Below are 18926 nucleotides of genomic sequence, written 5' to 3'. Positions count from 1 at the left end.
CGAGTGGGCGGTGAGCCGGCGCTACATGTCGCTGGAAAGTCTGAGTTCGTTGAGCGATGATCCCGTTCGCAGGCTGTCGGCCGTGACCGCCTGAGCAACCCGGCTCAGCCGAGGACTGGCGCTCTTACACCACGCCACGGGACACGATCACTCGCGCGAGATATCGCGGCCATGATCATTACTGCCATGGCCCGCATTGTCGGTGGCGACATCCAATGCCGCCGTTTTGTAATCCAGAGATTAAGACTTGGCAGGCGGGGTCGGCTCGCCGAGGGAGAGCATCAGGCGGTTCGCCCAATTGAAGAAGGCCGCGCCGTTGATCATGTCGACGATCTCCAGGTCGTCGAGTCCCGCCGTCCGCAGCTCATCAATCTGCTTGTCACTGAACGCGATCGGCGTGTCGGTCAGCGCGACGGACTCGAACGTCGGCGACGAGCGGATTGTCGGGACGGAAGACGACGCTGTTGTACACGCCGCACGTCGAGGGCGCGTAGATCAGGTAGCCCTCGACCTGCTTCTCGTCATAGGCCTGAATCTGGCTAATGTCGTCAGCCTGTCCTGCCACGAGAGCGCCGATGCGCACGCTATCTTCCGGCGTGACGATGTAGCCGATGATCTTCGTGGTATCGCCCAGCGCCTCGTAAGGCAATGCAAGCGCCCTCAGGGAAACAAGACCGGAGCCGATGACGGACGTGCCCTACAGGAAACCGGATGACGGTTTTTTGAAGGTGAACTTCACTGTCTGGGAATTGATGACCTCGCTGCGGTCATAGTTCTTGGCCACCGCAGCCGCATCGAGCGGCGTACCGTCGGAGAAAGTCACGCCCTTTCGGATCTTGAAGGTGTATTCCGTCGCATTGGCATTCACCGCCCACGACTCGGCGAACCAAGGCTCGATCTAGAGCGTCTTCGGGTTCTGATAGCTGAGTTTGTCGGCGATCCGGTTGAGAATCCCGCCATTGGGATAGAAGCCCCCGCCAGTGGATATAGATTCGTGTGAGGCTGCTGCTCAAGATGGATCAGGGAATCGCCCTTCGCCGGCACATGATCGCCCCCGGCCTTCGCGCCGCTGGTCCACATCGAGAAGCCTGCGAGGAGCGTGGCCCCTTCCGGTGTCACGATGCCAGCTCTGCTTCTAAAGCGAGATTTGAGTGTCACGATAGATCCCCTGGACGGTTGGCCTTGAACCGAATGTAAGCGGATTATCGCAGCCGAATGCCCGTTATTACAACCGGGATGTTCTTTTTATAGAATGAAGCGGACGAGCATAATCTGCTCCAACGAGTCTCTACTGGAGATGAAAGTTCAAATAGATCTTCAACTGAAGCTTGAGAGGCGTCTTTTGGGATTGCCCTGTCCTGAATTCAGCGCACCCGTTCCTTAATCGAGAGCACGCCTCTCGGACCCCTGCTGCGAATGCGCAGAGGCATGAGGCTCCTCACCCGAAAACGGGCGAATATCTTCGACCTCAAGAACTTTGGGATAAGATGGCTGGGGCGCCAGGATTCGAACCTGGGAATGGCGGTACCAAAAACCGCTGCCTTACCACTTGGCGACGCCCCAACAGATGTGGCGTGTACATAATCGGCCACGTGGCGGCTGGCAACACCGTTTTGCGCGCGGTCGGATTCTGGAAGAAAGACCAAATTCTCCCCTTGCGGCGCCCCCGCCGCGTCGCTATAAGACCGGCCTCCCGGGAATTTCTCGGTGTCGGAGTGTAGCGCAGTCTGGTAGCGCACCACGTTCGGGACGTGGGGGTCGCAGGTTCAAATCCTGCCACTCCGACCATTCTTCTCCCAGTCGAAACGGTCGATTGAACCGCAGGGCATCATCCCTGTCGGATGCTTGCCGGCTGCCCGCAGGCGTGCCCTGCCCATCAATGCGTCGAGAAGCGCCCGTCCTCCTGATAAGTCTCATAGTGAAGGGTCTGAGCCGGAACCGTCTCAAGCTGACGCGGAGACTTGGTCCAGTCCTGCAGGGTCTCGTTGGTCTGAGGCATGTAGCGCGGACGGAAACGCAGGTCGACGAGGCTACGCAGTTCCGGGGCAGCCAAGTCCAGCACATTCGCGTCGCGCCAGCGGCGATGCAGCTTGGCCTTGCCGAACATCCGGCTCCAGAAGCCCGTCACTTCCTCCTCGACCTGCAGGACGATGCGGCCGGTGAAGGTTTTGCGAAGATTGAAACGTCCCGTCAGAGCCATTCGACTCTCCTCAACTCTCTATTCTTCAAAAACGCAGATCGACCCAGGTGCGGCTGCCGATCAGAATACCCAACCTTCGCTTCGGCACGCGGTTGAATGCATTCCTGCTAGCCAATGCCTTTGCACAGCAAGGGTTCCGGCGTTCCCACCATCGACAAGTTGTCACAAGTACGATGTGCGGCAGGTCACGAACGCGTACTGCTCGATATTGATTTAGGCGCTCTGCGCGAAGGTTCAGCGGAGTGTGCGATCAAAATATTGGGAGATAAAAATCTTTGGGATTCATTCGACGCGCCGACCTGCTCGTCGACAGTCTGCATCATATGCGACGCGGCTTGGAGGTGAGATCGATGGTGACGAGCTGCCCGGTTTTCGGATCGAGGATGGTCATGGAAGCCCCCTGTTCTGTTGGCGTAGGAGAAACGCCGAACTCGTGAGCTGGATCGAACCGTGTTGCGAACGTGGTAAGCAACTCGTTACCAGAAGCTTCGCGTTGAGGGCTGGGAAGATCGGACTCGACCTTGTATCGGGACTTCGCTCACGGGCTGATCGGCCAAGCCGACCGCTCAACCATTCGAAGCTTGGAGAATCCTGATGAACACCACACGGCTCGAGACCGTCTGGGCGCCGCGCCTTCTCAGCATCCTGCGCGTCGTCGCCGCTCTCATCTTCATGGCGCATGGGACGCAGAAGCTTCTCGGCTTCCCGGTCTCTCCCAATCCTGGACCAGCGGCCTTCAGCCTTCCCTGGATTGCAGGTGTTCTGGAGCTCTTGGACGGAGCGCTTCTGATCCCCGGTCTGTTCGTGCGCCCAATTGCCTTCGTTCTCTCGGGCCTCATGGCTGCCGCCTACTGGATCGCCCATGCTCCGCGCAGCTTCTACCCCGTCCTGAACGGCGGCGATGCGGCCATTCTCTATTGCTTCGTGTTCCTGTTCATTGCCGCCGCCGGCGGCGGCGCATGGAGCCTGGATAGGGCCCTCCGCGGCAGCCGCTGAAGCATCGAAGCGCCTTCACGTGCGACGCCTCAATTAGGCTTCGTGCCCGTCGGGCGGCGAAGGCGCTCGTCCTCAAGCTCGACGTGGAGCGTCGGGTCGCTCTCATCCTCGTCGAAGGGGATCGGCATGAGATCCGTGGTAAGGCCCGTGGTGGTGGACGCGGCGGCGCCGATCGGGGGAGCCGGAGCCTCATCCTCTTCCCTCGCCGCCTCCCTCTCCGCTTCGCCCGGTTCGATCTCGCCCTCGTCGTCGAGGATCCGCACGACCCGGTCCCTCTGCGCCTCATCAACCTTCACGGTGACGAGCGCTCCGCCGCGACGGACGCCTTCCGCATAGTTCTGCGCTTCCTCGTCGCCGACTCCGGCATCGACAAGCGCGCCGGCGAGGCCGCCGACGGCCGCTCCGGCGCCGGCTCCTACAAGGGTCGAGACGATCCACCCTGCGGCGATCACCGGTCCGAAGCCCGGAACGGCAACCGTGCCGAGCCCTGCCAGAAGGCCGGCTCCGGCCCCGGCGACCGTGCCGGCCGCGGCGGTGGCTCCCGCGAATTCGTGAGGCGCCCCCTCCTTGTCGAAGGACCGTATCGCGCGATGGGTGTGAGCATCGTCGAAATTGTTGGAGACGAGGCTGATCTCGAAATTCGGCACACGGGCCGCCTCCAGCCGCTCCACTGCCCGCGCGGCTTCGTCGTAAGTGTCGAAGAAGGCGGTGATTCTGCGATCGGCCATGGGAGCCCTCCTGTTTCGAATCGGTCGCAGGGCTAATGAGCGGCCGCCCGAGCCGGTTCCGCCTTGGGCATCGTCTTGCCGGATGCGCGTCCATGCCGCCTTCCAGGCTGGGGCGTTTCTTGATACATTCCAACAAAAGGTGCCCGTAAAGGGCGAGTTGGGGGCTTCCCGTTATGCGACATATCCACCTGGATGACGGTTTGCGGCTGCGTTTTCCCGGCCGCAGCGAGGATTTCGATCAGGGCGTCGAAATCGGCATGATTGCCGTTCTGATGGACCAGGGCTTGGGCGAATTCTCGCGCTGGATCGCGCGCTCGAACCTCAGCCAGGTCGAAGCCATCGCCAAGCAGATGGGCTACCGGATCGAGGAAAACGGCGGCGACGAGGAATGGGCCGACGTCACCTTTCTGTTTGGGTCTGCCAAAGCCAAACCCAAGCTCCGGCTGGTGCATTCCGTCGGCTGAGCCGGCCGGCCCGCTCCGATCCTTAAAAAGAAGAAGCCGCCCGAAGGCGGCTTCCGGAATACGTCACGGTTAAGACCGATCAGGCCTTGCCGCCGCGGCGGGTCACGGACCAGGCCGCCTGCATCAGGGCCACGGCCAAGGCGGTCTTCACGAGGGTTGCCGCCACGAAGGGAGCCGCACCCACGGTCCAGGCCTTCGCGAAGGGCATGACCAGCGACAGCTGCCCCAGGCCGAAGGCGAAGATTACCGCATGACCGATGGCCATCATGATGATGACGCGCGGGAGCGAACGATCCCAACCACGCTCGGCCATGAAGCCCATCACGACGGCCGCAGCCAGGAAGCCGATCAGGAAGCCGCCGGTGGGGCCCATGAGATAGCCGATCCCGGCTGTCGGGCCGGCGAAGACCGGCATGCCCATGGCGCCCTGGGCGAGATAGAGGCCGACGGTCGCGCCGCCGAGGCGCCAGCCATAGGATGCACCGATGAGCAGCACGACCAGGGTCTGCAGCGTCATGGGAACGTAAGGCAGGGGCACCTGAACCTTGGCGGAAATGGTGAGAAGCGCCGTGCCGACGGCCATCAGAACGATGGCGCGAAGGGCCGCGAAGCGGGCATCGTCCCGGGACGGCCAGAGCAGGCCGACGAGGGTCGACGGAGAAGACAGCGAAGAGACGCCGGTCGTCATGAATTGAATCTCCAGATCGTTCCGCCATTCGCGCGGCGGCTCATGAAGCCTTATAGGCAGGTCCAGCCCTTGCCTCAAGCTCAGGTTCGGGCATTTGCGGTGCTGTGGACACGCATGGGCCTGATATCGGTTTGAAAACCGGGTCCACTTTTTCGCACGATGCGCTAGGAAGCGCCGGACGCCCCATCGCATCCAGAGGATTCCGGCATGGCCGACGATCTCACATTCGACATCCGTGCTCCCGCTCAATCGGGCCAATGCGTGCGGGTGAGCTCTCTCGTGCGCAGGATCGTCGCCCGGAACCCGGGGCCCATCACCTTCACCGGGACCTGCAGCTACATCGTCGGCTCGGGGAACGTCGCCATCATCGATCCAGGGCCCGACGTGCCCGGCCATATTGAGACGCTCCTCGATGCGGTGCGAGGTGAGACGGTGACCCACATCCTCGTCACGCACACCCACAAGGACCACTCGCCCGCCGCCCGCGCCCTCAAGGCCGCGACGGGTGCCGCAATCGTGGGCTGCGCGCGCCATCACAGTGCCCGGCCCCTGTTTTCGGGCGAGGTCAATTCGCTGGAAGCGAGTTCCGACAAGGATTACGCGCCCGACCGGGAAATGCGTGAGGGCGATGCGGTCGAGGGTCCCGGCTGGACCCTGGAGGCGCTTGCGACGCCCGGGCACATGGCGAACCATCTTGCCTTCGTCCTGCCGGAGGAAAAGGCGCTGTTCTCCGGCGATCACGTGATGGCCTGGTCGACGACCGTGATCGCCCCGCCCGACGGATCCATGAGCGCCTTCATGGAATCCCTCGACAAGCTGAAGGGCCGCGGGGAAACGCTCTATTGGCCCGGCCATGGCGGTCCCGTACAGGAGCCGCAGCGATTCGTGCGGGCTCTCATCCATCACCGACGCCAGCGCGAAGCCTCGATCCTCAACCGGCTCAAGGCCGGCGACCGGACGATCCCTGAGATCGTAGCGGCGATCTATCAGGGTCTGAACCCTGCCCTGGTCGCCGCCGCGGGCCTTTCAGTCTTCGCGCATCTGGAGGATCTGGTCGCCAAGGGACAGGCGAGCGTCGAGGGCATCCCCGCCCTGGACAGCGAGTACGGGCCCGCCTGATCAGCGCACCGCAATCGCCAGGTTCGAGGCCTCTTCGAGGAAGTCGCGGATGTAGCCCGCATCGGCACCCAGATCGTGACTGCCGAAGCGGGAGGCCGCGCGGATGTCGATGCGCGTGCCGTCGACGCGCGGGCGAACTCTTACCGTGATGTCGCTCGGCATCTTGAGCAGGCGCGAACGGGCGATAGCCTCAAGGCGTCCCAAGCCGATGCGCCCGCCGGGCGGTACGGCCTCGATCATCTGCCAGCCGAGATTGCGGGCGGCCTTCTCCACAATGATAAAGGCCTCGTCAGGGCCGATATCCAGCGTGAGCGGCGCGATCTGCACATAGGAGGCCCGCTGCATCTCCCGCGCCTCTGGGGCGACATCCGGAGGGATGCGCCCATCACGAGCCTGGAGCGCGGCGCGCGAGCGGGAAAAGGCGGGCGGATCGTCTGTATCGGTGCTGACATCGGTGATCGGCGGCAGGGTAGCAGCCTTGAGAGCCATGAAGCCCGGATAGGCGAGAACGAGCCCCGCGATGATCAAGCCCCTGACGGCACTGCCCAGACCCCGGCGCCCCTCCTGCCAGATGCGGACGAAGCCCATGAAGGACATGGCCACCGCAAGGAGCGCAATCGCAATCCCCGCGCTGAGCGCGATGAAACCCGATTGATAATCGATTCGGCCGAAGCGGATCAGCAGCATGGCGAGCACGCTCACGACGAGCGCGAACGATGCCAGGGCGGGAGACCATTTCGCCGGACGAGAGACCGGTTCTTCGATGATGAGACGGCGCATCAGGTCGTCTTACAAATCTCTTTGAGCGCGCGCCACTCCTCTCGTGACAGAAGCGGCTTGCCTTGATGGATGTCACCGGCTTTTTCCAAAAGGACCAGCCGGCGCGCATAGCGGGATGGACAGGAAAGCAGAAGCTTTGCTTTTCGTTCCAATCAGGCTTCATAAACTTGAGTACGAGACCTCCTCGGCTCTTCAGCAGGGGTGACGGGGCGGACGGTTTCAATATAAACTATTCGCCTCTACCAGGAGCCAGAAGCCTTTGATGTCTCTCTCGCCAGCCCCTGCCCCGTTCGAAATCGCGGATCCTCTACGGATCTGGTTTCGCTTCATCCGCCTGAACCGTCGGGCGACCAATGCGGTCGCCGCGGAGCTGAAGGAATTGGGCCTGTCGATTCCCCAGTTCGATCTGCTCTCCACGCTCACCGAGCGCGAGGGCATGAGCCAGCAGGAGTTGGCGGAGCGGCTCTACGTCACCAAGGGCAATGTCTCGGGACTTCTCGACCGCATGGTCGAGGCGGAGCTTGTCGAGCGGCGATCGATTCCTGGCGATCGGCGGTCCAATGCCCTGTACCTAACCTCGAAAGGCCACGACCTGGCGAATCGGGGAATGGCTGCGCAGCGGGCCTATGTGATGCGCACGCTCGGAACCCTTCCGGCTCAGGACCTGGCCGAGTTGGAACGCATCGTCCTGGCTTGGCGCGATAAGGCGCGGGTCGAGGAAGCTGCGGCCGATCCCAAAGCCCGATAGGACCTCGATGTTCGACGCGGTGGCCTTCGCAGGCGGCGGTAACCGCTGCTACTGGCAGGGCGGCTTCTGGGAGGCCGCTTCCCCGCTGCTCGGCCTGAAACCCGACATGGTCGTCGGCGTGAGCGCGGGCGCCTGGTCGGCCTGCTACAGCCTTCTTGGACTTGGTCGGCGCGTCAACGAGATGGTGGCGGAAGGCTGCAGCCTCGGGCGCCGCAATTTCGAATGGCGTGCCTGGCGCAGCGAAGGCTCACCCTGGCCGGTCTCGCTCATGTACCGCAGCCTGATCGAGGCCATCATCGATGAAACAGCCCTGGACCGACTGAAGCAGGGACCGGCCATCGTGATCGGGCTTGCCCGCAAGCCGCGCCGCCTGCCCCTCTCGCTCGCTATTCCGCTGGGCATCGCAACTTATCAGATCGAGAAGAAGTGGCGCTCTCCCGTTCATCCGCGTGGCGGCCGGGCTCTGGGGTTCCGCCCGGAATTCGTCCAGGTACGGGACTTCGCATCGCCTGCGGAACTGTCGGCCGCCCTGATGGCGAGTGCCAGCGTGCCGCCTTTCATGCCAGTCGGCCGAATCGGCGGCATGGCGGCCCTCGATGGTGGGCTCGTGGACAACGTGCCGACAGAGCCTCTGCTTCCGGTCGAGGAGCGGGGCGGCAGGACGCTCGTCATTCTCTCGCGCCTCTATCGCGCCTTCCCGCAGGTGAAGGGTCGCACCTATATCCAGCCCTCAGAACCGGTACCCATCGGTCAGTTCGACATCACCAATCCGGCCGGAATCCGCAAAGCCTACGAAATGGGTTTGAGGGACGGCGAGGCTTTTGCAAAAGGTGCGGGCGCGCACGGCATCTAGCGAGGCTTGGCGCTACAGGACACAACGCAGTGCCCATTCACAGATGTGGACGTGAATTCGTCCGCGCCCGAACTCGAATGTTGCACCGTTAAGGATTGATTCAGCTTGAGCAGTTCATCTGCAGCCAAGCCAGCACATGATCACAGCTCTGCCCCAAAGCGGTCACAGCCCTGCAGATCATGAAAACAGGTTGCCAAGACAACCCCATTTCCGGAGAGGATTCATGACCCAGCCAGTTTCAGACCGCGACGTACGACCAGGCGAACAGAACACCGCTACCTCTATCCCGGCCTTCAAGGCCGTGGCCTTGCCTGCCCTTGCGGCAGCGGTCCAGGCCACCAAGAAGCAGCAGGATCCTCCAAAGACGTCGGAGCTTCCCGCGATCCTACGCAAGGAAGCCATGCTGGGCTAAACTTCAATCCCGAAACCAAAAGAGCGCCCTCGAGGCGCTCTTTTCATATCCGGCCGGCTCACACGCCTTATCGGACGACGACCTTCGTGTTCAGGGCGACGCGATTGTAGAGATCGATCACGTCGATGTTGCGCATCCGGATGCAGCCCGACGACACCGCGTGGCCGATTTTCTCCGGCTCATTGGTGCCGTGGATGCGATAGAGCGTGTCCTTGTTGCCCTCGTAAAGATAAAGGGCCCGCGCGCCGAGCGGATTTTCTGGACCACCCTTCGTATACTGCACGTGCGGCCAGCGCGCCTTCATCTCGGCCGGCGGATGCCAATCCGGCCATTCCGCCTTGCGGGCGATCGTGGCCGTGCCGGTCCAGCCATAGGCCTCGTCGCCGACGGCAACGCCGTAGCGGATCGCCTTCTTGTTGGACTGCACGTAGTAGAGCTGGCGCTCCTTGGTGTCGACCACGATCGTCCCCGGTGCCTCGCCCGTGGGATCGTCGATCATGTAGCGGCCGAAACGAGGATCGTCCTCAGCCGTCGGGACCTGCGCCATCCACTCGGTGTCGCGCGCCGAGACCTGGGGGTCAGGGACGCCCTTGAAATTACATCCGGCGAGGGCCGTGATCATTGCCAAAAGAAGGGGCAGACGGGAAAGGCGCATTGTGTAAAGCTCTGCAGGCTCAGCTCGGGCCAAGACGGAGGTCCGTTTGAGCCGGGTTATAGACCCCAAGGTCACCAAGTCGAATCGAAACACACCATGGCACGGCTCCGCCTCGAAGAGTGTTGCATCGCAACAACATAGACAGCCGCTCGTGACGCTGCGACACTCCCGGCGGCCTCTTACTCAAGAATGCACATGTCCACGCTTTACATCGCCCATCCGGCCAGTCTCGACCACCAGACACCGATTGGGCATCCCGAACGGCCCGACCGCATCCGCGCCATCGAGCGCGCCCTGGAGAAGGAGCGGTTCACCTCGCTCGTCCGCGAGCTGGCACCGATGGCCGAGATGGAGAGCCTGACTCTGGCTCACCCGCAAGACTACATCGTCCGGCTGCGGGACATCAGCCCCCGAGAAGGGTTAGTCAGGATTGACGAGGACACGGTGATGTCTCCCGGCACTTTCGAGGCGGCCCTGCGGGGTGCCGGCGGCGCGGTGCTGGCGGTCGACGAGGTCATGTCCGGCCGGGCGACCAACGCCTTCGTGGCCATGCGCCCGCCCGGCCACCATGCCGAGCGCGCGCGGGCCATGGGCTTCTGCTTCTTCAACAACGCGGCCGTCGCGGCCCGCCATGCCCAGAAGCGGCATGGCGCCGAGCGCGTCGCGATCTTCGACTGGGACGTCCATCACGGCAACGGCACGCAGGACATCTTCTGGTCCGATGCCAGCGTGCTCTATTGCTCGACCCACGAAGCCCCCCTGTATCCCGGGACCGGCGCCCTGTCCGAGACGGGCGAGCACGGCACCATCGTCAACGCGCCCCTCAATGCGGGCGACGGCAGCGAGGCGTTCCGGGAAGCAGTCGAGACTGCGATCCTGCCCCGGATCCACGATTTCAGCCCGGACCTGATCGTCATCTCGGCGGGCTTCGACGCCCATTGGCGCGACCCCCTCGCCAGCCTGAACCTGATGGAATCGGACTTCGCCTGGGCCACCCAGAAGCTGATGGATCTGGCCCAACGCCATTGCGGCCAGCGGATCGTCTCGGTCCTGGAAGGAGGCTACGACCTCGAGGGCCTGGCGAGATCGACGGCCTTCCACCTCGACGCCCTCATGGGGCGCGAGACGTGCGTGTGAGCGAGGGATCGTGAGCCACCGCCGTCATGGCCGGCCTCGTGCCGGCCATCTCGATTGCCTGAAGCTCCGGGCTTTTCTCGTCGGGATCACCGGCACGAGGCCGGTGATGACGTAAGGGTTTCAAGCAGCCCAGGACCTCAACACTCGATCGGCTCTTCACTGAGCAGCTCGATCCCGAAGCCGCTGAGCCCCACATAGGACCGGCTCGACGTCGCGAGGTTGCGGATCGACGCGACGCCCAGATCCCGCAGGATCTGCGCGCCGAGGCCGATCTCGCGCCACTGGCTGGAGCGCATGGCCTCCGAGCCCGCCTCGTCGCTGTCGGAGAACGAGGTCGTCGGCACGCCGGCGGTGCCGTCGCGCAGGTAGACGAGGACGCCCCGCCCCTCCTTCACGAAGCGCTGCAAGGCCGCATTCACCGTCTTGCCGCCCTCGAACACATCGGTCAGCGCATTGGCGCGGTGAAGGCGCACGGGAATGTTCGTGCCGTCACCGATGCGGCCGTGGACGAGCGCGATGTGCTGCACGCTGTCGAACGGCGTCGAATAGGCATAACCCGTGAAAGAGCCCCATTGCGTCTCGACCGGGAAGGTGGCGATTCGCTCAACGAGCTTTTCCCGCGCTTGGCGGTAGGCGATGAGATCGGCGACCGAGATGCGCTTGAGCGCGTGCTTCTCGGCGAAGGCGTCGATCTGCGCGCCCTTCATGACCGTGCCGTCGTCGTTGGCGAGTTCGCAGATCACGCCGACCGGCGGCAGGTTGGCGAGCTTGCACAGATCGACCGCCGCCTCGGTATGGCCGGAGCGCATGAGGACGCCGCCGTCCTTGGCGATCAACGGGAAGACGTGGCCGGGACGCACGAAATCGGCCGCGCCCATGTTGTTGTTGGCGAGCGCCCGCACCGTATTCGAGCGTTGCTCGGCGGAGATGCCGGTGGTCAGCCCGTGCTTGACGTCCACGGTGACGGTGAACGCCGTGCCCAGCGGCGCGTCGTTCGACTGCACCATCGGGTCGAGCCGCAGGCGGCGGGCCTCGGACACGGTGAGCGGCGCGCAGACGATGCCGCAGGTGTTGCGGATGATGAAGGCCATCTTCTCCGGCGTGCAGAGGGAGGCGGCGACGATCAGGTCGCCCTCGTTCTCGCGGTCGTCGTCGTCGGTCACGATGACGATTTCACCACGGGCGAAAGCCTCGATGGCTTCGGTAACGGAGTGGGACATCCATGTCTCCTTGGCGGATTCGGGCAGAAAATCGTTGGGCGTGACCGCCCCTCGGGTTTCACGGGCGATCAATTCGGCAGTGTCGCGGGAAATCCAGGCCTGATCGGAATTGCACATCTGGGTGATGGCCCCGGGAGTCACGCCGATCCGGCGCGCGAACGCGACGCGCGACACGCCATTGCGGGACAACCATTCGGCCAGTTTCATGGGGCTGGCTTAGCCGAGGAGCAGATTTTAGTAAAACTAAAATTTGCAAACTTAGGTTTGCGCGCTCGCGCAGCCCTCATCCTGAGGAGCCGCGCAGCGGCGTCTCGAAGGAGGATCCAGAGGGCCCTGAAGATGCCCTGATCCTTCGAGACGCTTCGCTCCTCAGGATGAGGGCTCAGGGAGAGCCGAATGGTGAGCCAAGGGCTCTCCTCCCTTGTGGCAGGGAACACCCCGCAAGCCCATGATGAGCCAGTCTCTCAGGATGAGGCTATGGTGGCGGGAAGGGCCTCAGGCCTCGAATGGCCAGGAGGCGCCCTGCCCCACCTGCCCCCGATGGCGCAAGAGGTGATCGGCCAGGACGCAGGCGACCATTGCCTCGCCCACCGGCACCGCCCGGATGCCGACGCAGGGGTCGTGACGGCCCTTGGTCCGCACCTCGGCTTCGCCGCCCGTGCGGGTGACGCTCGAACGGGGCGTGAGGATCGAGGAGGTCGGCTTCACGGCGAAACGGCACACCACGGGCTGGCCGGTGGAGATGCCGCCGAGCACGCCGCCGGCATGATTCGACAGGAAGGTCGGCGCCCCCTGGTTGCCGGGGCGCATCTCGTCGGCATTCTCCTCGCCGCGCAGGCTTGCGGCCGCAAAACCGTCGCCGATCTCCACGCCCTTGACCGCGTTGATCGACATCAGGGCCGAGGCGAGGTCGGAATCGAGCTTGCCGTAGATCGGCGCGCCGAGGCCCGCCGGCACGCCCTCGGCCACGATCTCCAGAACGGCACCGATGGAGGAGCCGTCCTTGCGCAGGCCGTCGAGATATTCCTCGTAGAACTGGGCCGCCTTCGCGTCCGGGCAGAAGAACGGATTGCGCGCCACCTCGGCCCAATCCCAGTTGCCGCGGTCGATGGCATGCGGCCCCATCTGCACGAGCGCGCCGCGGATGGTGACACCGGGCAGCACCTTGCGGGCGATGGCGCCAGCCGCCACGCGGGCCGCCGTTTCGCGGGCCGAGGAGCGCCCGCCGCCGCGATAGTCACGGATGCCGTATTTCACGTCGTAGGTGAAATCCGCGTGTCCCGGACGGTAGGAATTCTTGATCTCGGAGTAATCCTTGGAGCGCTGGTCCACGTTCTCGATCAGCAGCGCGATCGGCGTTCCCGTCGTCACCTGCTGGCCCGTGCGCTCGTCGATGAACACGCCGGACAGGATCCTGACCTGATCCGGCTCCTGGCGCTGGGTGGTGAAGCGCGACTGCCCCGGACGGCGGCGGTCGAGTTCCGCCTGAATTTCTGCGACTTCGAGCGGGATCATCGGCGGGCAGCCATCCACCACGCAGCCGAGGGCAGGCCCATGGCTCTCGCCGAAGGTGGTGACGCGGAACAGGTGGCCGAAGGTGTTGTGGGACATGGTGCTTCTTCGATGTTCAGGGCGTCTTAAAACCAAAGCGCCCCGGTGTCACGCGCGAGCCGCGTTGGAATGCTTCAGGAGGACCTCTGCAAAACGTGCAACGGCCGGATTCTCACGGTTCCGACGCCAAATGAGAAACGTTGTGGCCGTATTGAAATCGGTCTCGCGGATGGGATGAATGCTGAGGCTCGATCTCTCGGAATAGGTCTGGAGCACGCTCAATGGCATCAGGGCGACTCCCATGCCGGCCGCGGCACAGCCCAACATGGCATGATACGAGGTCAGTTCGACCATCCGCTCAATGGGAGCATCAACACGTCCGAACCAGCCCTCAAGGCGAGAACGATGAGGGCAGCCCGGGTGAAAGATGAGCACGGTGCGAGGCTGCACATCCAGCGGTGAGGCGATGAGCGGATGCTTCGCATTGCCGACGAGGACCAATTCCTCCTCAAAGATCGGCAGGGTGCTCAAGCGTTCGTCGCGCTCGGGGTCGGCGATGAGTGCCGCATCCAGTTCCCCGCCAAGAACGAGATCGATCTGCTCCCGCGGCGATCCTGTCCGAAGTTCGATCGAGACCTCGGGATAGCGCTCATGATATTCGCAGAGCGGCCGCGGCAACCGTGCGGCAGCAGTGCTCTCCATCGTCCCAAGTCGCAGCAAGCCGAAGGGTTTGGCTTCGTGGACGGCCAACCTCGTCTGCTCTACCAAAGCGAGAATCTGCTCCGCATAATCCAGAAGAACCCGGCCTGCGGACGATAGCTGAAGTCTCTTGCCTTCCCGTATGAAGAGCAGAACGCCAAGAGCTTCTTCGAGATTTTGGATTCGAGTGGTTACGTTGGACTGGACACGGTTCAGCTGCTTGGCCGCTGATGTGATGCCGCCTCGCTGAACGACAGCTCGAAAGATGCGCAGGTCGGAAAGTTCCATATCTCACTTAAAGAACGATATAATCTAATATTATTATTTTACAAGATCGATTGGCCGGAGCAACTCTCCTTCCTAGGATTCCGAGGAGATTGACCATGATCGTTGCCGTGTTCCGCAATCGTCTTAAGGAAGGCATAGAGGCGGCTTACAAGAATGAGGCGCAGGCCGTGGCTGCCGTAGCCAGGGAAGTGCCTGGCTACATTGCCCATAAGTCGTTCCTGGCCGAAGACGGAGAACGGGTAACGATTGTCGAGTACGAGTCTGAAGAAGCCCTTCGAGTTTGGGCTCGCGATCAGCGCCATGTGGCGGCCAAAAGGCGCGGGCGCAAAGAATTCTATGCGGAATACAAGGTGCAAATCTGCAGCCTTATCCGCGAGGGCAGCTTTACTGATGAGGCAAGTGCCTGAAGAGGTTGAAGCGCCTCTGCGTCGCGCGCCATTCAGGCCGCCACTTGATCTATTCCCGATCCCAGATCGACAGCCGCCCGTCCGGCGTCACTCCACGCGGATCTTATAGGTATAGGTCATCAGCGTCTGCTGGCCGAGGTCGTTCCAGCTCCAGGGAATGTCGAGCACCACTTCGTCCATCCCCTTAAAACCCTTCTTCGGCGTATAGACATAGGCGAGGCCGCTCACCTTCCTGCCCGGGCACTGCGAGTCCTTCCCCAGGGCCTGCTCGTGCGGGCGGATCTGGATGGAGCCGTTGGCGGGCGCTTGGCGCACCTTCACGTCGGGGATAACCGAGGGGTAGCAGGTATTCACCTCATAGCCGAGAAAGCCGCCGATCGCCGAAATCGTGTTGGCCCTGACGGTCCGCTCGATGGTTTCGGCGGATGCGGAAGATGTCAGCAGTGCCAAGCCCGCCGCGAGAGCAATCGTATGATTCATGGGAGACTCCAGGAAATGCAATATAGTTTCCACTAAGAGCATATTCCTTGGACAAGCTCAACGGCAGCGGCAAAAAAGCTGTGATCATGCACGCAGCAGTGGCTAAAGCATCGGACCCAAAAGTGGATTTGCACTTTTGGGATCGAATCCGATGCTTCCTCTATGAATGAGAGCATCGTTGTCGCGGAAAACCGGGGCCACTTTTCCGCACGATGCTCTAGGGCGCGCTATCCGGTTCGGTCTCTATGGGTCTGTCAAAGAGCCAGCACCTTGGGGCCCGCAGCTTGCGCTGCGAGCCTGTCAGGGATCGAGGGAGGGCGCGAGAAGGCGTCCGGCTCGGTGTGAGTTAAGTGAAGAACCCGACGGCTCCTCGCGCACGGTTCTTTTAGGCGTTTAAACTTGGACCAGCACAGGGCTGCCAAGGGCCTCCTGCCACCGGCTGCGTGACCGGCGGGCAGGACCGTGCCTGCTCCCACAACTTGCGACGCCTCGCGAAGCGCGCCCCTCGTCGGATCAGGCTGTGCAACGATATAGCCAAGGCTGCACGAGCTGTCAAGAACAAAGTGAGAACATAACATTCGCTCATCGCCTCCTCGCCGTCATCAGCGGCCTCGTGCCGGTGATCCCGATGGGTTGAGGCGCGGCGCTTCACAGCAGCGGGATGGCCGGCACAAGGCCGGCCATGACAGTGGAGAGGATGGAACTGGACCGTTCACCGGTAGGGATAGCAATCCGCACGGTTGAGGGTGAGACCGTAATGGTGGCCCAGGGCCGCGATGGCCTCCTCGTGGTCCGGATAGGGGTCACGGTTCGCGGGACCGACGATGATGATCCTGAAGCCCGGGTCGCGGCGGCCCTCCGGCGGCAGCATCACCGTGACGAGGGTCTTGCCTTCCGCGTCCCTCAGGGTCAGAAACAGCGGCATCACGCGCTGCACGTGAGCCTTCAGGCCGATATTGCGTTCGATGAAGGGGCTGGAGGCCGAATGGTAGCTTTTCGCCGCAGCCTCCCAGGCATTGCGAAAGTGCTTCTCGACCGCATGGCTCATCGCGTCGGATTCGAGCGCGGCCTCGCCTTCCGTCTCGATCCGGAACCAGGTCTTCGCCCCCGGGGCATCGCAGATGTATTGCATATCTTGATAACGCAGGAGCGCGGCGAAGGTTGTTCAGCCCCATTTAGATTTCCCTGCGAATGGAAATTATGTAACATATATAAACTCAAGTCTAAATTGAGATGAGGACCTCAGCGGCGATGCGCAACTTTCACATATTGTGTGTTTTTGGATTGCTATTGCTTCCCTTCGAAGCAGACGCAACAGGCATCCAAGCTAGGCGCGAATACATCGCGCGTAATTATGAAGCAGCTTTTACAGCTGCTCAATCGGCTGCCGAGAACACAGACAGCATTGCAATGCTGATATTGGGGCGACTGTACTTCGAAGGGAAAGGCGTTGAGCGAGACTACGCAGCCGCCCTCAAGTGGTGGCGGGCCTCTGCCGATCTCGGGAACAATAAAGCACAGAATAACATTGGCCTTCTATATCAATATGGCCTCGGAGTCTCAAAAGACTACAAGGAGGCCGCTAGGTGGTTCGAGCTCTCTGCAACCAACGGCGAGCCTACTGGTTATTATAACCTCAGCACTTTCTATATTCATGGGCAGCATTATAAGGTCGACTACCAAAAGGCCTTAGAATTTTTGAAAAAATCTGAGGCTCTGTATAACGAAGAATTGCTAAGTGACCCTGAGAATTCAGAAGCAATAAAGAAGGGTCTCGACAGAGTTTCTCGAGAACTTGCGCTTCTGACTAACCATTTGGACAATCTAGCCGCCGTTGCCGCAATTAACAGGGCCAAGGCTAATAACAATTCAATGTTGAAGCCGCAATAAGCCTCCGTCTCACACATACATATATAAAAATGTTCAGGCTGACTCTAAGCCTCCAGTTAGCCCGTCACACCCAGCGGTAGCTGCGCCCTTCGATCACGAGCACCCTGCCCTGCCAGATGTCCATGCTGGCGGCCTGGCGGGGATTCACCCCGCAGCAGATCGACAGGAAAGCCCGGGCGACGCCGCCATGGGCGACGATCACAGTGTCGCGGGTGAGGTCGTCCAGGATCGGGCGGACGCGGTCGACCAGCATGGCGTAGCTCTCGCCCCCGCCGGGCGGCGCATAATGCCACTTGTCCTGCTCGCGCAGGGCGGCCAACGACGGCTCGGCCTTGCGGACTTCCTTCCAGGTCAGCCCCTCCCAGGAGCCGAAGGTCAGTTCGACCAGACGCTCGTCGAGCTTGTAGGTTTCCGGGTGCAGGCCGAGCGTCTCACGGAGGATCTCCATGGTCTCGCGGGTGCGGGTCATGGGGCTCGCCACATAGGCGAGGTCCTCGACATGCGGCACGAGGGCCTGGAGCTTGCGCCCCGCCTCCTCGGCCTGGACCCGCCCGACATCATTGAGCGGAATGTCCTTCTGGCCCTGGAGCCTGCCCTCCAGATTCCAGTCCGTCTCGCCATGGCGAATGAAGTAGATCGTGGGGCGGGACGGGGTCACAGTCTCAATTCCAATACGCTGACGTTACTCTTTGTCGAGGGAGAGGTCCGGTGCTTCCGGGTTCTTCATGCCGACCACGTGATAGCCGGCATCCACATGCAGGATCTCGCCGGTCATGCCGCGGGACATGTCGGACACGAGGTAGGCGGCCGTTTCGCCGACCTCCTCGATGGTGACCGTGCGGCGCAGCGGCGAGTTGTACTCGTTCCACTTCAGGATATAGCGGAAATCGCCGATGCCGGAGGCCGCGAGCGTCTTGATCGGGCCCGCCGAGATGGCGTTGACGCGGATGTTCTTGGGGCCGAGATCGGCCGCCAGATAGCGCACCGACGCCTCGAGCGCAGCCTTGGCCACGCCCATGACATTGTAGTGCGGCATCCACTTCTCGGCGCCGTAATAGGTGAGCGTCAGCAGCGAGCCGCCGTCGTTCATCAGCTTCTCGGCCCGCTGGGCGATGGCCGTGAAGGAATAGCAGGAGATCAGGAGCGACTTGGTGAAGTTGCCCTCCGACGTCTCGACGTAGCGGCCGGTGAGCTCATCCTTGTCCGAGAAGGCGATGCAGTGGATCACGAAGTCGATGGAGCCCCAGAGGCGCTTCACTTCCTCGAACACGGCGTCGATGGTGGCGCCGTCCGTCACGTCGCAATGGCCGACCACATGGGCATCGAGCTCCTTCGCGAGAGGCTCGACGCGCTTCTTCAGGGCATCGCCCTGATAGGTGAAGGCGAGTTCCGCTCCGTGCTGGCGGGCAGCCTGGGCAATGCCCCAGGCGATCGAACGGTTGTTCGCCACGCCCATCACCAAGCCACGCTTACCGGCCAGAATGCCGGTGGCCTTTGTCTCCGCCATGATTCACCTAGATCGTCACTGGACAGGTCAAGAAAGAACGGCCTCTTTAGCCGACACGGCGGCGGGGGGGAAGACCTCTTGAGACAGCTTGAGGCGATCCGGCT

The 18926-nt window shown here is 62.4% G+C and carries 21 protein-coding genes, 2 tRNA genes and 2 pseudogenes; 10 read left to right on the top strand and 15 right to left on the bottom strand.

Translation table 11 applies throughout. The features are described from left to right. Positions 1-240: 240 nt before the first annotated feature. The 3 genes and pseudogenes from AB4097_RS02895 to AB4097_RS02885 form a co-directional block, all read right to left on the bottom strand. Positions 241-417 (bottom strand): annotated as a pseudogene (locus tag AB4097_RS02895) (alkylhydroperoxidase domain protein); the annotation flags it as partial. Beyond that, positions 395-1080, bottom strand: a pseudogene (locus AB4097_RS02890) (ABC transporter substrate-binding protein); the annotation flags it as partial. The pseudogenes AB4097_RS02895 and AB4097_RS02890, both read right to left, overlap by 23 nt. A gap of 408 nt (positions 1081-1488) precedes the next feature. After that, positions 1489-1563: transfer RNA gene (locus AB4097_RS02885), tRNA-Gln, on the bottom strand. A gap of 148 nt (positions 1564-1711) precedes the next feature. Between AB4097_RS02885 and AB4097_RS02880 the strand changes: the two genes are divergently transcribed. Then, positions 1712-1788, top strand: a tRNA-Pro gene (locus AB4097_RS02880). Between the two features lie 88 nt (positions 1789-1876). Here the strand turns inward: AB4097_RS02880 and AB4097_RS02875 are convergent. Then, positions 1877-2200 carry a hypothetical protein gene (locus tag AB4097_RS02875; protein ID WP_442037063.1) on the bottom strand — a complete coding sequence of 108 codons (324 nt, stop codon included), beginning with the start codon at positions 2198-2200 and terminating at the stop codon, positions 1877-1879. Between the two features lie 594 nt (positions 2201-2794). On the opposite strand from AB4097_RS02875, the gene AB4097_RS02870 reads away from it, so the two are divergent. After that, positions 2795-3196 (top strand): DoxX family protein, encoded by a 402-nt coding sequence (locus AB4097_RS02870; protein ID WP_442037061.1) that lies wholly within the window; start codon positions 2795-2797, stop codon positions 3194-3196. Positions 3197-3225: 29 nt separating this feature from the next. Here AB4097_RS02870 and AB4097_RS02865 read toward each other — a convergent pair whose 3' ends face one another. Then, the gene (locus AB4097_RS02865) at positions 3226-3924 is read right to left on the bottom strand and encodes a hypothetical protein (protein WP_442037059.1); all 699 of its coding nucleotides are present in this window, start codon (positions 3922-3924) and stop codon (positions 3226-3228) included. Positions 3925-4124: 200 nt separating this feature from the next. Here AB4097_RS02865 and AB4097_RS02860 point away from each other — a divergent pair, with 200 nt between their 5' ends. Beyond that, the gene (locus AB4097_RS02860) at positions 4125-4388 is read left to right on the top strand and encodes a hypothetical protein (RefSeq protein ID WP_442037057.1); all 264 of its coding nucleotides are present in this window, start codon (positions 4125-4127) and stop codon (positions 4386-4388) included. A gap of 79 nt (positions 4389-4467) precedes the next feature. Here the strand turns inward: AB4097_RS02860 and AB4097_RS02855 are convergent, their stop codons facing one another. Then, positions 4468-5076 carry a biotin transporter BioY gene (locus tag AB4097_RS02855; RefSeq protein ID WP_442037055.1) on the bottom strand — a complete coding sequence of 203 codons (609 nt, stop codon included), beginning with the start codon at positions 5074-5076 and terminating at the stop codon, positions 4468-4470. 207 nt (positions 5077-5283) lie between these two features. Between AB4097_RS02855 and AB4097_RS02850 the strand changes: the two genes are divergently transcribed. Then, the gene (locus AB4097_RS02850) at positions 5284-6195 is read left to right on the top strand and encodes an MBL fold metallo-hydrolase (RefSeq protein WP_442037053.1); all 912 of its coding nucleotides are present in this window, start codon (positions 5284-5286) and stop codon (positions 6193-6195) included. Here the strand turns inward: AB4097_RS02850 and AB4097_RS02845 are convergent, their stop codons facing one another. Then, positions 6196-6975 (bottom strand): DUF1499 domain-containing protein, encoded by a 780-nt coding sequence (locus tag AB4097_RS02845; RefSeq protein ID WP_442037051.1) that lies wholly within the window; start codon positions 6973-6975, stop codon positions 6196-6198. A gap of 262 nt (positions 6976-7237) precedes the next feature. On the opposite strand from AB4097_RS02845, the gene AB4097_RS02840 reads away from it, so the two are divergent. The 3 genes from AB4097_RS02840 to AB4097_RS02830 all read left to right on the top strand — a co-directional run bounded on the left by AB4097_RS02840 (position 7238) and on the right by AB4097_RS02830 (position 8988). After that, a complete protein-coding gene (locus AB4097_RS02840; protein WP_442037049.1) occupies positions 7238-7723 on the top strand; it encodes a MarR family winged helix-turn-helix transcriptional regulator in 486 nt (161 codons plus the stop codon). A gap of 7 nt (positions 7724-7730) precedes the next feature. After that, positions 7731-8576 carry a patatin-like phospholipase family protein gene (locus tag AB4097_RS02835; RefSeq protein ID WP_442037047.1) on the top strand — a complete coding sequence of 282 codons (846 nt, stop codon included), beginning with the start codon at positions 7731-7733 and terminating at the stop codon, positions 8574-8576. A gap of 223 nt (positions 8577-8799) precedes the next feature. After that, a complete protein-coding gene (locus tag AB4097_RS02830) occupies positions 8800-8988 on the top strand; it encodes a hypothetical protein (protein ID WP_442037045.1) in 189 nt (62 codons plus the stop codon). A 67-nt stretch (positions 8989-9055) separates the two neighbouring features. Here AB4097_RS02830 and AB4097_RS02825 read toward each other — a convergent pair whose 3' ends face one another. Beyond that, the gene (locus tag AB4097_RS02825; protein WP_442037043.1) at positions 9056-9643 is read right to left on the bottom strand and encodes a L,D-transpeptidase; all 588 of its coding nucleotides are present in this window, start codon (positions 9641-9643) and stop codon (positions 9056-9058) included. 195 nt (positions 9644-9838) lie between these two features. Between AB4097_RS02825 and AB4097_RS02820 the strand changes: the two genes are divergently transcribed. Further along, positions 9839-10780: a histone deacetylase family protein gene (locus AB4097_RS02820; RefSeq protein ID WP_442037041.1), complete on the top strand. Its 942-nt coding sequence runs from the start codon at positions 9839-9841 to the stop codon at positions 10778-10780. A gap of 137 nt (positions 10781-10917) precedes the next feature. On the opposite strand, the gene ribB is transcribed toward AB4097_RS02820, so the two are convergent. The 3 genes from ribB to AB4097_RS02805 all read right to left on the bottom strand — a co-directional run bounded on the left by ribB (position 10918) and on the right by AB4097_RS02805 (position 14538). Next, the gene (ribB, locus tag AB4097_RS02815; RefSeq protein ID WP_442037039.1) at positions 10918-12207 is read right to left on the bottom strand and encodes a 3,4-dihydroxy-2-butanone-4-phosphate synthase; all 1290 of its coding nucleotides are present in this window, start codon (positions 12205-12207) and stop codon (positions 10918-10920) included. 288 nt (positions 12208-12495) lie between these two features. Then, positions 12496-13611 (bottom strand): chorismate synthase, encoded by a 1116-nt coding sequence (aroC, locus tag AB4097_RS02810; RefSeq protein WP_442037037.1) that lies wholly within the window; start codon positions 13609-13611, stop codon positions 12496-12498. 48 nt (positions 13612-13659) lie between these two features. Next, complete coding sequence (locus tag AB4097_RS02805; RefSeq protein WP_442037035.1) at positions 13660-14538, bottom strand: LysR substrate-binding domain-containing protein; 879 nt, start codon at positions 14536-14538, stop codon at positions 13660-13662. A 95-nt stretch (positions 14539-14633) separates the two neighbouring features. Between AB4097_RS02805 and AB4097_RS02800 the strand changes: the two genes are divergently transcribed. Next, positions 14634-14945, top strand: coding sequence for an antibiotic biosynthesis monooxygenase family protein (locus AB4097_RS02800; RefSeq protein WP_442037033.1), 312 nt, complete (start codon positions 14634-14636; stop codon positions 14943-14945). Positions 14946-15032: 87 nt separating this feature from the next. Here AB4097_RS02800 and AB4097_RS02795 read toward each other — a convergent pair whose 3' ends face one another. Together AB4097_RS02795 and AB4097_RS02790 are read right to left on the bottom strand one after the other, a co-directional pair. After that, positions 15033-15425, bottom strand: a complete 393-nt coding sequence (locus AB4097_RS02795) for a hypothetical protein (RefSeq protein ID WP_442037031.1) — start codon at positions 15423-15425, stop codon at positions 15033-15035. 712 nt (positions 15426-16137) lie between these two features. Next, entirely contained in the window at positions 16138-16557 is a 420-nt protein-coding gene (locus tag AB4097_RS02790; protein WP_442037029.1) for a hypothetical protein, read from the bottom strand. Positions 16558-16676: 119 nt separating this feature from the next. On the opposite strand from AB4097_RS02790, the gene AB4097_RS02785 reads away from it, so the two are divergent. Then, positions 16677-17315: a tetratricopeptide repeat protein gene (locus AB4097_RS02785; protein WP_442037027.1), complete on the top strand. Its 639-nt coding sequence runs from the start codon at positions 16677-16679 to the stop codon at positions 17313-17315. A 64-nt stretch (positions 17316-17379) separates the two neighbouring features. Here the strand turns inward: AB4097_RS02785 and AB4097_RS02780 are convergent, their stop codons facing one another. Continuing rightward, positions 17380-17973, bottom strand: coding sequence for a histidine phosphatase family protein (locus AB4097_RS02780; RefSeq protein ID WP_442037025.1), 594 nt, complete (start codon positions 17971-17973; stop codon positions 17380-17382). Between the two features lie 24 nt (positions 17974-17997). Beyond that, on the bottom strand, positions 17998-18822 hold the full coding sequence (fabI, locus tag AB4097_RS02775; RefSeq protein ID WP_009764813.1) for an enoyl-ACP reductase FabI: 825 nt from the start codon (positions 18820-18822) through the stop codon (positions 17998-18000). Positions 18823-18926: the final 104 nt, after the last annotated feature.

This window comes from Microvirga sp. 2MCAF35 (genome assembly GCF_052115545.1).
Classification (GTDB): domain Bacteria; phylum Pseudomonadota; class Alphaproteobacteria; order Rhizobiales; family Beijerinckiaceae; genus Microvirga.
This window is presented reverse-complemented; position numbering and strand designations above follow the sequence as displayed.